The 15,147-nt window shown below is 66.9% G+C and carries 15 protein-coding genes; 6 read left to right on the plus strand and 9 right to left on the minus strand.

Annotation, left to right across the window (positions count from 1 at the left end; translation table 11 throughout):
* Positions 1-47 precede the first annotated feature (47 nt).
* Together K254_RS25490 and K254_RS0117670 are read right to left on the minus strand one after the other, a co-directional pair.
* On the minus strand, positions 48-644 hold the full coding sequence (locus K254_RS25490) for a DUF416 family protein (protein ID WP_081710223.1): 597 nt from the start codon (positions 642-644) through the stop codon (positions 48-50).
* A 179-nt stretch (positions 645-823) separates the two neighbouring features.
* On the minus strand, positions 824-1,819 hold the full coding sequence (locus K254_RS0117670) for an ABC transporter substrate-binding protein (RefSeq protein ID WP_026556481.1): 996 nt from the start codon (positions 1,817-1,819) through the stop codon (positions 824-826).
* A 249-nt stretch (positions 1,820-2,068) separates the two neighbouring features.
* Between K254_RS0117670 and K254_RS0117675 the strand changes: the two genes are divergently transcribed.
* Together K254_RS0117675 and K254_RS0117680 are read left to right on the plus strand one after the other, a co-directional pair.
* Complete coding sequence (locus K254_RS0117675) at positions 2,069-2,584, plus strand: flavin reductase family protein (protein WP_026556482.1); 516 nt, start codon at positions 2,069-2,071, stop codon at positions 2,582-2,584.
* Positions 2,585-2,717: 133 nt separating this feature from the next.
* Complete coding sequence (locus K254_RS0117680) at positions 2,718-3,743, plus strand: adenosine deaminase (RefSeq protein WP_051389349.1); 1,026 nt, start codon at positions 2,718-2,720, stop codon at positions 3,741-3,743.
* 14 nt (positions 3,744-3,757) lie between these two features.
* Here K254_RS0117680 and K254_RS0117685 read toward each other — a convergent pair whose 3' ends face one another.
* From K254_RS0117685 to K254_RS0117700, 4 genes are all read right to left on the minus strand, one after another.
* Positions 3,758-4,186, minus strand: a complete 429-nt coding sequence (locus tag K254_RS0117685) for a MarR family winged helix-turn-helix transcriptional regulator (protein WP_026556484.1) — start codon at positions 4,184-4,186, stop codon at positions 3,758-3,760.
* Positions 4,187-4,331: 145 nt separating this feature from the next.
* Positions 4,332-5,657: a serine hydrolase domain-containing protein gene (locus K254_RS23960; protein ID WP_231391897.1), complete on the minus strand. Its 1,326-nt coding sequence runs from the start codon at positions 5,655-5,657 to the stop codon at positions 4,332-4,334.
* A 132-nt stretch (positions 5,658-5,789) separates the two neighbouring features.
* Positions 5,790-6,101: a hypothetical protein gene (locus tag K254_RS0117695; RefSeq protein WP_231391898.1), complete on the minus strand. Its 312-nt coding sequence runs from the start codon at positions 6,099-6,101 to the stop codon at positions 5,790-5,792.
* 147 nt (positions 6,102-6,248) lie between these two features.
* Positions 6,249-6,890, minus strand: coding sequence for a LysE family translocator (locus K254_RS0117700; RefSeq protein WP_026556487.1), 642 nt, complete (start codon positions 6,888-6,890; stop codon positions 6,249-6,251).
* 134 nt (positions 6,891-7,024) lie between these two features.
* Between K254_RS0117700 and K254_RS0117705 the strand changes: the two genes are divergently transcribed.
* Positions 7,025-7,480, plus strand: coding sequence for an Lrp/AsnC family transcriptional regulator (locus tag K254_RS0117705; RefSeq protein WP_081710225.1), 456 nt, complete (start codon positions 7,025-7,027; stop codon positions 7,478-7,480).
* Between the two features lie 203 nt (positions 7,481-7,683).
* On the opposite strand, the gene K254_RS0117710 is transcribed toward K254_RS0117705, so the two are convergent.
* From K254_RS0117710 to K254_RS0117720, 3 genes are all read right to left on the minus strand, one after another.
* Positions 7,684-10,107 (minus strand): polysaccharide lyase 8 family protein, encoded by a 2,424-nt coding sequence (locus K254_RS0117710; RefSeq protein ID WP_026556489.1) that lies wholly within the window; start codon positions 10,105-10,107, stop codon positions 7,684-7,686.
* A 203-nt stretch (positions 10,108-10,310) separates the two neighbouring features.
* Positions 10,311-11,396 (minus strand): substrate-binding domain-containing protein, encoded by a 1,086-nt coding sequence (locus K254_RS0117715; RefSeq protein WP_035750299.1) that lies wholly within the window; start codon positions 11,394-11,396, stop codon positions 10,311-10,313.
* A gap of 84 nt (positions 11,397-11,480) precedes the next feature.
* Complete coding sequence (locus tag K254_RS0117720; protein ID WP_026556491.1) at positions 11,481-11,981, minus strand: DinB family protein; 501 nt, start codon at positions 11,979-11,981, stop codon at positions 11,481-11,483.
* A 189-nt stretch (positions 11,982-12,170) separates the two neighbouring features.
* Here K254_RS0117720 and K254_RS0117725 point away from each other — a divergent pair, with 189 nt between their 5' ends.
* The 3 genes from K254_RS0117725 to K254_RS0117735 are packed head-to-tail and all read left to right on the plus strand — an operon-like array spanning position 12,171 to position 15,120.
* On the plus strand, positions 12,171-12,965 hold the full coding sequence (locus K254_RS0117725; RefSeq protein WP_026556492.1) for a (Fe-S)-binding protein: 795 nt from the start codon (positions 12,171-12,173) through the stop codon (positions 12,963-12,965).
* A gap of 2 nt (positions 12,966-12,967) precedes the next feature.
* Positions 12,968-14,500, plus strand: coding sequence for a LutB/LldF family L-lactate oxidation iron-sulfur protein (locus tag K254_RS0117730; RefSeq protein WP_026556493.1), 1,533 nt, complete (start codon positions 12,968-12,970; stop codon positions 14,498-14,500).
* Positions 14,497-15,120 carry a LutC/YkgG family protein gene (locus K254_RS0117735; protein ID WP_026556494.1) on the plus strand — a complete coding sequence of 208 codons (624 nt, stop codon included), beginning with the start codon at positions 14,497-14,499 and terminating at the stop codon, positions 15,118-15,120. Before K254_RS0117730 ends, K254_RS0117735 begins: the two co-directional genes overlap by 4 nt.
* Positions 15,121-15,147: the final 27 nt, after the last annotated feature.

Below are 15,147 nucleotides of genomic sequence, written 5' to 3' on the forward strand. Positions count from 1 at the left end.
TGCAGCGTCGAGGCAGCCTGTCATTAATTGCCCGCGAGAAATCAGCCTTAGGGCATGGCGTGGGACCAGGCCGCACCTTCGTGTTCTGCAGTGTGCTTGAGCGCCAGCCAGTTCTGGGGCTTGCCCGATTCGTTTTCGACGCGAGCCAGATCGTCATAGATCCCGCTGATCGCTGTTTGGACGAGCGGATGGGCGAGGAGCGCTGCGTTGTATTGAGGGGTAGATTCATCGGCGTCTGAAAGCAAGTGCTGGGCTGCAGAATCCGCCGCCTCATAGACCTGGTAGGCCGCCCAGGCGCACTCTTGGTTGTCCCCAGTGAGTGCCACAGCGGCGGCATAGGCAATGGCTGCTGCCGCATTCTGTCCATACGTCATCTCGAAGACCCAGTCATCTACGTCGTTGTCGGGAACCATTTCTTCAGCAAGCGCCTGCCCGGACGCGAGACCAGGTGTCGCTCGTTCCAGCGACGACCAAACGTCATCGAGGACTGTGGTGAGAGAGGCAGCATCTCCTTTTGACGTTCGCTGGGTGTATCTGGCGAACAAAGGCAGCAATCGTTGGGCGCAACAAGCTGCAAACGCCGTCTTGGCTGGATGCGGCAATAGCGATACCCGTCCAAGGATCGCCTGCTCGTCGTAGTCCATGGAACCCTTTCATCTAGCGAATCTCCACCGCACGGTTGATTTCCGGCCGCCGATGACTGCTGCCGATTCTTCCAGAGAAGCCAGCCATCTGGATGTCTCCGGATAGGTGCAGCGCCGCCAAACGCCAAGGGCGTGGAACCCGCCATGCGGGTCCACGCCCTTGGGCCCGGTGCTTGCAATCAGCTCTTGGGCAGCCCGGGCGGATTGAGCTCGGACGTCTTGACGGCCTCGGTGGAGAGACCCCAGCGGTCCAGGATCTTGGCGTAGCTGCCGTCCTGGATCAGGTGGTTCAACCCGGCCTGGGCCGCGGCGGCCAGGCCGTTGCCCTTCTTGGTGGTGGCCGCGATGCTGGCCTTCAGCGGCCAGCCGCCGTCGACCAGCCCCACGAGCTTTGTCTTCGCATCCGTGGCGGCCTTGTAGGCCGACGTAGCGTTGGGGCCGAAGGTCAGGTCCGCCCGGCCGGACTGCAGGGCCAGCGTGGAGGCGGAATCGTCGTCGTAGTACTGGAACTCGACCGGCGCCAGGCCGTTCTTCTTGTTCTCCTTGTCCCACGCCAGCAGGATGGACTCCTGGTTGGTCCCCGAGCCGACAATCACCTTCTTGCCGGCGACATCCTTGGCGGACTCCACCTGGGTGATGCCGCTGTCCGCCTTGGCGTAGAAGCCCAGCTTGTCCTCGCGGTAGCTGGCGAAATCGAACTTGAGCTTGCGCTCCTCCGTGACAGTGACATTGGTGATGGCTGCCTCGTACTTGCCGGATTCCACGCCCAGGGGCCAATCTGCCCACGCGGTCGGGACGATGTCAGCCTCCAGCCCCAGGGACTGGGCAAGTGCGGCGGCGATGTCCACCTCGTTGCCGACGGGCGTCTTGTTGTCGGTGGCGTAGACGGCCAGCGGCGGGGCAAACGGGCTGACCGCAACGGTCAGCTTGCCGTCCTTCTTGACGTCGGCCGGGACCAGGGCCGCCGCCGTGGGATCGACGGTGACCGCAATGCGGGCCTGGTCCGGGGAGAGGTTGAACTGCTTGGCGACGGCGGCCGCCCCCGATGTGGCCGCCGGGGCTCCTGCGGCATTGGCGCCGGCGTTCGCTCCGGGGTCGGAGCAGGCCGCCAGGGAGAGAAGGGTGGCGGCCGCAAGGACCGCGCTGATGCCTGGTTTGACGCTGTTTCGAGCCATGGAATCCTCCGCTGGGTGGTTGCACGTGATGGTGGTGGCAGCAACTATCCGCGAGGCACCCAACCCGGTCAAAAGTCCACGACACCGGCGGATACACGGGGTAACAGCGCTTAGTGAACGGCGGCTTTTCATTACGTCCCATGCCTGTTTGTTGACCCGTGTTGAGCCGTGTGGCCCCGCATTTCCGCCGCAGTTGAGGCAGGCCCGCAGGGGTGGTTGTGTGGCATCACAGCGTCGAAAGGACTCGCCATGACAACCCCCACGATCCCCACTCCGGAGAGACTCCGCAGCGTTCTGGGCCACTTCGCCACCGGGCTGACCGTCATCACCGCGGCCACCCCCAACGGCCCTGTCGGATTCACCTGCCAATCATTCACATCACTGTCGTTGGAGCCGGCGCTGGTGTCCTTCAGCCCGGCCCGGACATCGTCCACGTGGCCGCTGCTTCGCGATGCGGGCTCATTCACCGTCAACATCCTGCCCGCCGGTCACCAGCACCTGTCCGGGCAGTTTGCCCGCTCCGGTACCGACAAGTTTGCCGGCGTCGACTACACCGCTTCGCCGCTGGGGAACCCGGTGCTGGATGGTGCGCTGGCCTGGGTGGACTGCACCTTGGACCGCGAGTACGACGGCGGCGACCACACCATCGTGGTGGCGGCGGTGCGGGCCCTGGAGGCACGCGGCGATGCCGGTCCACTGCTCTTCTACAAGGGCGGCTACGTCCACGTCCAGCCCGCCGCCGAACTGCTCGGCACCGTCGCCTGAGGGCGCTCGACCTTTCATCTGTGCGACAGCAGACGCTCGAATAACCGATCATTGGAGCATCTGCTGTTGCACAGATTGTGGATGAGCGGGTAGGAGGCCGCTGGCCGGTGGTGCCCGTCAGTAGACTTGTCCAATGACTTTTTCAGCTTCCGCAGCCCCCGCCCCCGCGATGCCGCCGCTGGCGGAACTGCACCTGCACATTGAGGGGACGCTGGAGCCGGAGCTGATCTTTGCCCTGGCCGAACGCAACGGGATCGAGCTGCCGTACGCGGACCTGGACGAGCTGCGCGCCCGGTACGAGTTCAGCGATCTGCAGTCCTTCCTGGACCTGTACTACGCCAACATGTCCGTGCTGCAGACCGAGGCGGACTTTGCCGACATGACTCGGGCCTACCTGCGCCGCGCCGCCGCCGCGGGCGTCCGCCACGCGGAGATCATGATGGACCCCCAGGCCCACGTGGACCGCGGCGTGCCGCTGGCCACCGCTGTCAACGGCGTCGCCTCCGCGCTGGCGGCCAGTGAGGCCGAGTTTGGCATCTCCACCGGATTGATCGCGGCATTCCTGCGCGACCTCTCCGAGGAATCCGCATTGATCGTGCTGGAGGAACTGCTGGCCATGGACGCGCCGATCATCGGCATCGGCCTGGACTCGGCCGAGGTGGGGAACCCGCCGTCGAAGTTCATCCGTCTCTACGACCGTGCCCGCGAGGCCGGACTGCGGCTGATCGCCCACGCGGGCGAGGAGGGCCCGGCCAGCTACGTCACCGACGCGCTGGACCTGCTGAAGGTTGAGCGGATCGACCACGGCATCCGCTGCATGGAGGACACCGCCCTGGTGGCCCGCCTGGCCGAGGAGCAGGTGCCGCTGACGGTGTGCCCGCTGTCCAATGTGCGCCTGGGCGCCGTGGACACCCTGGCGGACCACCCGCTGCCGGCCATGCTCGACGCCGGGTTGAACGTCTGCGTGAACTCGGACGATCCCGCGTACTTTGGCGGCCACGTGGACGACAACTTCGCTGGATTGAAGGCAGTTTTCGGATTTGGCACAGATGTGCTGGAAACCTTGGCGGGGAATTCCATCCGCTCCTCGTTCATCACGGCTGAGCGCAGGGACGTGCTGCTCGCCGAACTCGACGCCTGGGTCCGCGCCCAGGGGTAACCGCGCCGACGGCGTCAGCCTTCCGGCTCCGTCCAGCCGAGGTTGCGGGCCATGCGCTGGAGCACGTCGAGGGTGGCCTCGTACTCTTCCTCCGGAATGCCTTGTGCAACCTGCTCGCGGTTGCGCCGGACCACCTCGGAGATGGATGCCAGGCTGGTCTGGCCATGCGGGGTCAGGGAGTAGCTGCCGTCGTCGTCCTCGATCCAGCCGCTCTCCAGCAGCTCGGCCATCTGCTCCGACGCGAGCGGATCCCCGGGGTCGTCGTGGAAAGGCTTCAGCGCGGCATCGATGTCGCTGCTGGTCTGCGGCCCCTCGTGCAGCAGATTCATGATCTGCCACTGCCGGCGCGTGATGCCGTGCTCCTCCACGATGGCCTCGAACTGCGCGCTGATCAGCGAATCCACAAGTTTGAGCCAGAATCCGATGGGCCGTTCCGTTGCCATGGTTCTCCCAATGTGAGTGGTGCGTGCGCCTCCGGTGGCCTTGGAACGACTCTAACGCGGGGGCCCGTGGATTTCGACAGGCTCAATCACCGGGTCGGTGGATCTCGCTGGTCGAGCTTGTCGAAACCACCGGCGAGAGGGTGCCCTATTTGGCGGGGTTGGGGGCGAAGGTGTGGCCGAGGGCCGTCGACAGGCCGACGAAAACGCGGGTGGCGGGGGAGGAGCAGGGCAGGTCCGCGGGGTTGTCGGTGAGCGTGGGGGATTCGGAGCAGCCGCCGGAGGAGATGTCGCTGTTGACCAGCACGACAACCGAGGTGTCCGACGTCGTGTCGTAGAAGAGGGAGGTGTTGAATCCGGGCAGCTCACCGGTGTGGCCCATCCAGCCGTCGATGCAGCCCACGGCCAGGCCGTAGCCGGTCGGTCCCGGGAAGGACTTCAGCCGTTCGATCTGGGCGGCCTGCGACAGCAGCCCCTGCCCGGTTCCGAGCGCCCTGTCGTAGACCAGCAGATCGTCGACGGTGGAGATCATGGCGCCGGCGCTCCAGCCGAAGGAGGGGCTCCAATTGGTGGCATTCGCGGGATTCTCCGGCGTTCCGCTGCCCTGCAGCGTGAACCCCTGCGGGTGCGGGTTGGGAATGTCAGACGAATCGCCGGGCCAGGACGTGCCAGTCAGGCCCAGCGGGTCCAGGATCTTCTGTTGGAGGACCGTGCCGAAGGGCTGGCCGGTCACCTTCTCGACAACCTTGCCGAGGAGGATGGTATTCGTGTTGGAGTAGTTGAATTTCTCGCCCGGGGCGAAGATGGGCGAGGCAGCGACGCCGTACGCGATCAGCTGCTCCGGCGTGAAGATGGTCGCCGGATGCTCAAAGTAGATGGGCAGGAAGTCCGGCGTGAAGTAGCTGGAGATGCCGCTGGTCATATTGGCCAGCATCCGCAGGGTCACCGTGCTGCCGTTGGGAATGCCCGGGTAGTACTTGTCGATGGTGTCATCCAGCGACAGCTTCCCATCCTGGGCCAGTTGCAGGATGAGCGTGCCGGTGAAGGTCTTGGTGACGGAGCCGATGCGCATGTGCAAATCCGTGGCCATGGGCGTCCCGGTGGCGGGGTCGGCCACGCCATAGGCGGCAGTCCACGATCCCTGCGGCGTCCGCACGCCAACGATGGCGCCCGGGGCGGCGGCTTCCTTGAAGGATGCCTGCGCCGCGGCGTCAAGGGTGGTGACGAGGTCGGCAGGAAGCGCAGCGGTCGTCGAGGCGGTGGTTGCCGCCCGGCCCGCGACGGCCGCCGGATCGGCGACGCACCCGGCGGCCGCCGTCGTCGTACTGGCCGTTGTGCTGCTTGAGGTTGAGGCGCCCGTTGTGGGTGGGCCCGACGACGACGGACCGCAGGCCGTGAGCAGAAGGCCGGCTGCGAAGGCCACGGCCAACAGGTGGGAGGGGTGGACCTTCTGAGGCCTCAGGACACCAGTCACGGCGGATCCCTTGTTCGTCGGTTCAGGCGCCACGATGGATCCCGCCGAGCAGGCCGGGGAGGGGCGCAGGGCAACTGATGCCAGTCTGTGCCCCGCCTCCGGGCGTGTCAACGGCTGCGGGAGCGGCCGGGCCTAGCTGCCGTCTGCGCGGAAGTCGACGACGAGCTCGGCCGGCGGCGGGCTGGCCAACTGCTCGCTCGTCAGACCGTGGATCTCCAGAAGGCCCTGGCGGAACCACACATCATAGGGATCGTCGGAGGCCGCCAGCAGTTCAAAGGCCTTGGCGATGTCCTCTGCTTCCTGGAAGACGGCGACAAAATCTCCGCCCGGCGTCTGCACGAGCGAGGCGACCTCGCGGGTGACGCCCAGCCGGGCGCGCGACCGCGCGTGGTCCGGGCGCCGGGGCCCGTTGACCTCGGCCGTGAACGCCTTCCAAGCATCCACCTTCCCCGGCAAAATTGGCGCAAACCAGCTGATGCACGACATGACGATCCCCTTTCAAGAAGTGAGTGGCAATTTCAGGGTACGCCGGGACCATGGGGCCGTACATAGCTCTGTGGGGGGGGTCCGGAGCCGGCTGATGCCTCGGTTTCAGCGCCCGACGGCGGCGAGGACGGGGGCGGCCTGCTGGGCCAGGAGGGTGGCACCGAGGCCAAGCATGATGATCCCACTGGCCAACGTGACTCCCCGTGCGGCGCCGGGGCGTGAGCGCAGCAGCCGGCGGGAGACAACTGCCACCACCGAGTAGATCAGGCCTGCGGTGAGCACGAAGACCAGGCCCAGAATGCCCGATTGCACGGGTACGGGGAGCGCTGCCGTGGGGCTGATGAACTGCGGCAGCAGGGCCACGAAGAGCAGCATGCCCTTGGGATTGATGCTGCTGGTGCCCAGTCCGCGCAGGTAGCTGGCCAGCCGCCCGCCGGACTGAGCATCGCCGGTGGAAAAGCCCGCGGAGCGCCAGGACTTGGCCGTGGTGAAGCCGAGCCACAGCAAGTAGAGCGCGCCGGCAACGGTGAGCCAGACGAGCACCGAGGGCATGGTGGCCACCAGAGCGGCGATGCCGAAGGCCAACAGCACGGTGTGGAGCAGGTAGCCGCTGCACAATCCGGCGATGGCCGGTGCGAAGCTGCGCCTGCCCAGGCCGGCGGCAATGGAATACGCCCAATCGGGGCCCGGGGTGCAGGCCAGTGTGGCGGCAACGAGGAAAAAGCCGGCGAGGGCGTGCGGTTCCACGGGGGCTCCTGGGTGGTGGCGGCGGTGGGGCGCCGCGGTTCTTCCGGGCATCCGGGAGCAAGTTTAGAGAAGCACGGACCATAAGTGCTGACCCAATCCGATGGTTTGACGGTGGTTAGCCATAGGATTTTGCTGTGATTGACAACCTTGACCGCAGTATCTTGCGCCACCTCCAAAACGATGGCCGCATGACGGCCACAGCCCTTGCCGCAAAGGTGGGTTTAACGGTGGCCCCGTGCCACCGGCGGCTGAAGGATTTGGAGTCGAGCGGGGTGATCCGGGGGTATCGCGCGGACATCGACCCGGCCGCCGTCGGACTTGGATTTGAGGCGATTGTCTTCGTCACGCTCAGCCGCGTGGACACCGCGACGCTGGCGGAATTTGAGGCCCAGGTGGCTGAGAATGTGCACATCGTGCAGGCCGAACGGCTTTTTGGGGATCCCGATTATCTGCTCAAGGTGATTGCCGCCGATCTGCCCGCCTACCAGCGCTTCTACGACGGCGAACTGGCGGCCCTGCCCGGCGTGCAGAAGCTGACCTCCACCATGGTGATGAAGAATCTCAAGCAAGTCGCCGGACTCCCGCTCTAGGCGCTCGGCCCGGGCCGGCCGTTCGGGATGGCCCGGCGCTGGTCTCGACGAGCTCGACCAACGGAACGTTGGCCGAGCTCGTCGGGGACCCTGGGTGGCCGATAGGGATTTTTTGTAGGCGACGTCAAGGGCCGCAGGCCGCCCAGCGGCCGTCGCGGCACAGTCGCCGGAAAAATCCCTATCAGCCACCAATCCCCGCTGTACTACTTGCCGAGGGTGGCGTTCTGCTGGTGTCCGCGGGTGCCGGCGAGCTGGACCTCGAGGACGAGCGGCTTGGTGCCGATGAGCTTCACGTTGGGATCGGCCGCTGCCACGGTGGAGAACTTGGTCTGGGGGAGTTCCAGCCGGATGGAGGTCTGGGTCCGGGAGGGATCCGCCACGGCAATCTCCAGACCAGCCTTGGTTTCGCGGATGGCCACGGTGCACGGGCCGCTGGCTGTATAGCCTCCGGCGCTGCCCGCGGCGAAGAAGTTGGCCAACACCAGATCCTCGCCCTTGACCTGGATCATCTGGCACACCGCCGTATTGGCCAGCACCGTGGTGCCCGGGTTCGCCGCCTCCTTGTAGGTGTCCGAATGGGACCCCGCCGGAAGAACCATGTAGGCGTAGCCTTCGCCGGCCGGGTTGGTGCCGTGGCTGTGGGTGATGGCCACATAGTCGCGCTCTACGACGGCGTCGCTGCCGCCGGTGTCGGTGCCAGAGTTGATGGCCTTCCAGGTTCCGGAGCGCCGCACCACGGACACCACAGGCGTTCCGCGCACGCCGTCGACCTCCAGGAAGACATACCCGCCGTGCCCGTCGATGTGGACGGAACCGCGGACCTCCTGGCTGTCACCGGGCGCCATCGACAGCCGCTTGTGGTCAACACGCAGCGAGGGGACGGCGCCGGTGGCAAAGGACCGGTTCTCGATGGTCGTGTGGACCTCCGTGCCGCCCGTGCCAGTGATCCCCGCGCCCAGGCAGACAACGGCGTCGTCCAGGAAGAACCAGGATTTCCGCCCCGACAGCGACTTGTTGTGGTTCAGGTGGTCCATGCCGACGACGCCGAAACGCTCCGCCAGGGTGAGGCCGCCGGCGAAGGGCTGGTAGCCGCGCGGGATGCCCGTACCCGCCCCGGAGGCGCCGGAGGGGCGGATTTCACTGTTGACGGTGGTGCCCGGAAGTCCGTAGGGATCGACGGTCGGCCAGAAGTTGGCGCTGAACTGGGCGGCATCTGCGCGGGTGTAGAGGTACGCCATGCCGTCCCCCTGGTACCAGCCCAGGTTGTTCTCATTGTTGCCCCATTCGTACCGCCCGATCCTCGAGGACGTGGTGCTGACGGTGAATCCCCACTCCGGGCGGTGGTGGACCAGGCGGTCCTGGTCGGCAAACATGCGGCTGTAGATGGGTGCCGGCGCGGCCACCACCGAGGCGTCGTTGAGGACGTCCAGGGCCAGCAGCGAACGGGCCAGGCGCTGGCTGGGGTGTCCCACCAGGGACTGGTCGGTGCAACGTTCCAGCCAGCCCTTGGCCAGGGCGAGGAAGCGGGAACCATAGGGCTCTCCGGCGCCCGGGGCCAGCAGCAGCACCGCCGAGATCAGGCCGAAGCCGTCCACGTAGTCCGGGGCGGCCATGCGGGACACGGCGCGGCCGCGGATCGTTTCCATGATGCGACCGTCCCAAATAAAGGGCGCAAAGGTCTTCTCGACGGCGTCGAGCAGGATGGTCCGGTCCGGATCGGTGACGATCCACTCGCTGCCGCCCAGCATGCCGATGATCTCCGCGACGCCGGCCAGGGCCACCACGCCGTAGGTGCCGGCGTAGGGGAGGGCCGTGTGCTGGACGAAGGAACCGTCCTCGTAGAAGCCATCGCCTGCGGATACGCGCTGGAAGAGGCTGTTTTTGCCCCCGCCAACGGTGTCGCTGAGGGCGTCGCGCCCCAGGGCGATGTCCGACGTCGTGCCGTCCAGGATGCCGCGCATGCAGCAGGCCAGCGCCTTGTCCACGCGGTTGGCGCCCGTTTCGGCCAGGGCGGTGGTCCGTCCGCGCCAGTTCGGGTTGGGGGTGAACCAGCGGACGGCGGCCAGCAGCGAGGCCCGGAGCTCGGCGGGGACCTCGTCGTACATCAGCGTCAGGATGTCCACTACCTTGCGCGGTACACCGATCTGCCAGAACCACCAGTTGCCGGCGGCCTTGGTCTCGGGACGGTACGCCGTCCGGCTCAGGAGCGTGAGTCCGGAGATGATGTCCGCAGCCAGCGCACTGTTGCCCGAAAGCGCGGTGCCGGGCAGTGCGTGGCCCATTGCGAGGTCGAAGATGCGGTTGAAGTGCAGGCCCATGTTGTCCGTTGCCACGGCGGCGGAGCCGATGCCGGTGATGGAGATGTCGCTCCACAGGCTTGTCCGGGCGGCGGAGGTGTCCATGGCCTGCCAGCTGGCGGTGGCGGCCGCGGTGAGCTGGTTGAGCTGGCCGGCCAGCTCCGGAACGTCGGCCGCATTGATGCTGCCGGTCAGGACGATCCGCCGCCGGGCGATCATCTCCCGCGCGCTCAACGGCGGCGCGGCGGAGGCCGTACCGGCAGCGGTGCCCATCAGTATGGAGGCCAGTGCTGCGGCGCCGGCGGTGCGGAAGAGTGTTCTACGGCTCATGGCTGGTGTTCTCACTTAAGTGGTCCTATTCCTGAGGACGCATCGGGCCCTCGCTGGCAGGGGCGGCGCCTGTGCAATCCTGTTGCACGACATGACTCCCTTGTTGATGTGGTACGACTCACATCATGGAATGCCTAGGGAAAGGGCGTCAAGCAAAATAGGCAAAACGAAGCTTATTTCGAATGAAACAAAAGAAACGAAAGTTATTGACGTGGCGGGGCTGAGGATTCCCGGACGATCAACCGGGGCACCAGCAGGACGTGCTCGGCCGCGGCGGCGCCGTCGTCGGTTCCGGCGTCCGTTCCGCCGGCAGGACGGCGCAGCCTTTCCAGCAGCAGCTGGACGGACCGCTCGCCGACGGTGCTCCGCCAAGGCGACACAGTGGTGAGCGGGACCGGTGCAAAGGAGGCGATGACGTCGTCGTAGCCCACGATCGAGACGTCCCCGGGAATGCTTCGGCCGGAATCCTGGATCCAGGCCATCGCCCGAATGGCCAGCTGGTCATTGTGGATGAACAGGGCCGTCGCGCCGTCGTCCAGCAGCCGCAGCATCTCGCCGGCCGCATCATTGGAGCCCGGCGCCCCCTCAGCGATGATGCCCAGCGAGGACAGGCCAAGGGAGTCGACGGCGGCCGCGTAGCCGGCGGCGATCTGGGCGCTGTTCGGCCCGGAAATCATGAGGCAGGCGAGCTTGGTGTGGCCGAGATCCGCCAGGTGGCGGATGGCCGCGGCGGCGCCGATCATGTGGGAAGACCCCACCGCATCCAGGATGGCCGCTGGTCCACCCGGGGCCACCGGGCGTTCAACAAGAACCACCGGAACGGGCAGCGACCCCAGCCACTGCTGCTGTGCCGCATCGAGGTCCCCGGTGGCCGGGTCCGGGGTGGGGGCAATGACCAGGCCATCCACGCCGTTGGCGACAAGCCGGGCGCCCTGCTGGAACTCGGTTTCCCTGTCGTAGGCCGAGACGCCCAGCACGAGGCGGACACCGGCGGCCTGGGCTGCCGCTTTGGCTCCGGCGATGATGCCGTCGTAGTAGTAATTGCTGTGCGGAACCACCAGGCCGACGGTGAAGCGATGATGTGCGGGCGCGGGCCGGCCGGCCGGGATGGGCGCCACCGAGCCATGGGTGCGCAGCACGGCCCCGGCCAGTGCCAGCTCCTCAATGTCCCGGCGAAGGGTGACGGCGGAGATGTTGAACCGGGTGGCGAGGTCCTGGACCCGCTGGGCGCCCTCACTGGCGATGAGGTCCACAATCGCCTGCCGCCGCTGGGCCACACTTCGACTCACTTCTGCTCCCACGTATTGGCTTCACTTTGGTCTGTCGAGGCCATTCTATGATCGTTTTGATCGTTTGCCGGGTGCGTGTCGGGGTCAGCCGCGGTTGTGGTCTCCGGTGGCGCCGTCGATGAGTTCGCGGAGAATGTCCACATGTCCGGCATGCCGGGCGGTCTCCTCGAGCATGTGGATCAGCACCCAGCGCATGCTGACGGCGTCGCCGCCCCAGGCGGTGCCCGTTTCCTCCAAGCCGACCTCGGCGATGACGGCATCCGCCGCGGCACGGGCCCGGGCGTAGAAGGCGAGCACGTCCGCCGTCGACGTCCCCTCCGGCACGCGCAGGTCCGCGTTTTCATCGTCCTCGTCGAAGGGGAGCGGCTCGGTCGGGCGGCCAAAGGTTTCGCAGAACCAGCCGTACTCGACGGCGGCCAGATGCTGCACCAACCCCAGCAGATTGGTGCCCGACGGCGTCATCGGACGGCGCAGGCCGGCGTCGTCAACGCCGTCGATCTTCCACAGGATCGCGTCGCGGTGGCGGTCCAGGGCGGCAAGCAGGCTGGTCTTTTCATCGCCGGTCCCCGGCACGGTGCGGTACATGGAAGAACTCTAGCCCGGGTCCCGCTTTCCTCTCCGCCGAAAGAGCAGCTTGGGACAATGTTGGCGCCCGGGACTGTCCCCACGTGCTTGTTCGCGGGGATCGCGGAGAGTGTCCCGGAGGGGAGGACATGACGAACTTAGGGTGTGGTCAGTCCACATCCCCCACGATTTGTTCTAGAGTGTCGTTTCATGAGAATTGCACTCTTCGCCACCTGCATTGTGGACGCGATGTATCCGCGGACGGCACAGGCCACGGTGGCCATTTTGGAGCGGCTGGGGCACACTGTGGTCTTCCCCGCGGGCCAGGCCTGCTGCGGCCAGATGCATGTGAACAGCGGCTACTTCAAGGAGGCGCTGCCGGTGGTCGCCAACCATGTGCGCGCCTTCGACACGGAGGATTACGACGTCGCCGTGGCGCCGTCGGGCTCCTGTGTCGCCAGTGTGAAGCACCAGCACGGGATGGTGGCCAAGCGCTGCGGCGAGGACGCGCTGGCGGCCCGCGCCGCCGTCGTCGGCGCCAAAACCTATGAACTCTCCCAGCTGCTGGTGGACGTCCTGGGCGTCACGGATGCCGCCGCGCAGCTGGGCTCGCACTTCCCGCACACCGTCACCTACCACCCCAGCTGCCACGGCATGCGCCTGCTCAAGCTCGGCGACCGGCAGCTGGACCTGCTCAAGACCGTGGGCGGCATCGAGGTGCGCGAGCTGCCGGAAGCGGACCAGTGCTGCGGCTTTGGCGGGACGTTCTCGATGAAGAACGCCGATGTCTCCACAGCCATGCTCGAAGACAAGACCGCCAACATCTGCGGCACCGGCGCCAGCCTGTGTTCGGGAGGCGACGCCAGCTGCCTGATGCACATCGGCGGCGGCCTCTCCCGCCAGGGCAGCGCCGTCGGGACCCTGCATTTTGCCGAAATCCTGGCCGCCACCCTCGAAAACCCCGCGCACATCGCTGGCGACGTCCAGCTGGCCGGAAGGAAATAGCAATGAGCGGAACATTTTTGGGCATGCCCACGCTGCCCGTTTTTGGGCACGGCAACCTGAACGCCACCGAGCCCTTCCCGACGGCCGCGCGCAGCGAGCTGGCCAATCCCCAGCTGCGTGCCAACCTCGGCCACGCCACCCACACCATCCGCGACAAGCGCCTGCGCGTGGTCGCGGAGCTGCCCGACTGGGAGGAGCTGCGCGACGCCGGCAGCGCCATCAAGGAAAACGTGATGGCCAACCTGCCCGCGCTGCTGGAGCAGTTCGAGGCCAATTTCACCGCCCGCGGCGGCGTGATCCACTGGGCACGCGACGCTGGCGAGGCGAACGCGATTGTCACGGACCTGATCCGCGCCACCGGTGAAACCGAGGTGGTCAAGGTCAAGTCCATGGCCACCCAGGAGATCGGCCTCAACGAGCACCTCGAAGAGCAGGGGATTGCCGCATTTGAGACGGATCTGGCCGAGCTGATCGTCCAGCTGGACCACGACAAGCCCAGCCACATCCTGGTCCCGGCCATCCACAAGAACCGCAGCCAGGTCCGGGAGATCTTCCTGCGCGAGATGCCCGTGGTGGACCCGGAGTTGACGGACGAGCCCGCCAAACTGGCCGAGGCGGCCCGCAAACACCTGCGCGCCAAGTTCCTCTCCGCCAAGGTGGCCGTCTCCGGTGCCAACTTCGGCCTGGCGGATTCCGGCACGCTGGCCGTGGTGGAATCCGAGGGCAACGGCCGCATGTGCCTGACCCTGCCGGAAACGCTGATCACCGTGATGGGCATCGAAAAGCTGCTGCCGTCCTGGGCGGACCTGGAGGTGTTCATGCAGCTGCTGCCGCGCTCCTCCACGGGGGAGCGGATGAACCCGTACACCTCCGTCTGGACCGGCGTGACCCCCGGGGACGGTCCGCAGAATGTGCACCTGGTGCTGCTGGACAACGGCCGCAGCGCCGCGCTGGCCGACGAAATGGGCCGCTCCGCGCTGCACTGCATCCGCTGCTCGGCCTGCATGAACGTCTGCCCCGTCTACGAGCGCACCGGCGGCCACGCCTACGGCTCCACCTACCCCGGGCCCATCGGTGCCATCCTGTCTCCGCTGCTGACGGGCATCAAGAGCGAGGAAAACAACTCGCTGCCCTACGCCTCCTCGCTCTGCGGCGCCTGCTATGACGCCTGCCCGGTGAAGATCAACATCCCGGAGATCCTGGTGCACCTGCGCGCGGAGGACGTGGATTCCAAGCGCTCCGCCACCAAGGTGCCCACCCAGATGGACCTGATGATGAAGGGCGCCTCGTGGGCGTTCTCCTCCGGCCGCAACCTGGGCCTGCTGGAAAAGGGCCTGCCGCTGGGGAAGCTGGCCGCGGGCAAAAAGCGCAAGATCACCAAGCTGCCGGGCATCGTCGCCGGCTGGACCCAGAGCCGCGACATTCCGGCCCCGCCGTCGCAATCGTTCAGGCAGTGGTGGGCCAAAGAGCACCAGGAAGCCAACCACGACGGCGGAACCAGTACGAATCCAGCAGCCACCAAGGGAGACGCATGAGCGCGCGGGCAGACATTCTTGAGCGGATCGCCTCGGCGCTGCGGGACCACCCCGCCGTCGAGCCCGTGCCGCGGGCCTACCGTAGTGCGGGCACTCTGGACCGGGCCGCGCTGGTGGAGCAGCTGGTGGACCGGCTGGTGGACTACAAGGCCAATGTGTTTGTGGTGGCCGCGGCCGATGCCCCGGCACAGCTGGCCACGCTGCTGGCCGGCGTCAGCTCCTATGTGGTGCCGCATGGGCTGGACGAGGGCCTGCTGGCCGCCGTCGACGGCCCCGTCCGCGAGGTGGATTCGCCCGAGCGCCGGCTCGACGTGGCCGGGCTGGACGCCGTCGACGCCGTGGTGACCGGCGCCGCCGTCGCGGTTTCGGAAACGGGCACCATCATGCTGGACGGCAGCGACGACCAGGGCCGGCGCATCATCTCGCTGGTGCCGGACCGGCACATCTGCCTGCTGAGGGCGTCGGACATTGTGCAGATCCTGCCCGAGGCCATCGCCCGGCTGGACGCCACGCGCCCGCAGACCTGGATCAGCGGACCCAGCGCCACCAGCGACATCGAACTCGAACGCGTGGAGGGCGTCCATGGCCCCCGCACCCTTGACGTCCTCATCCTCACCTGACCCAACTGAGTGACAGTTATCGCACAC

The sequence above is a fragment of the Arthrobacter sp. 35W genome, from assembly GCF_000482545.1.
In the GTDB taxonomy this organism is placed as follows: Bacteria; Actinomycetota; Actinomycetes; order Actinomycetales; family Micrococcaceae; genus Specibacter.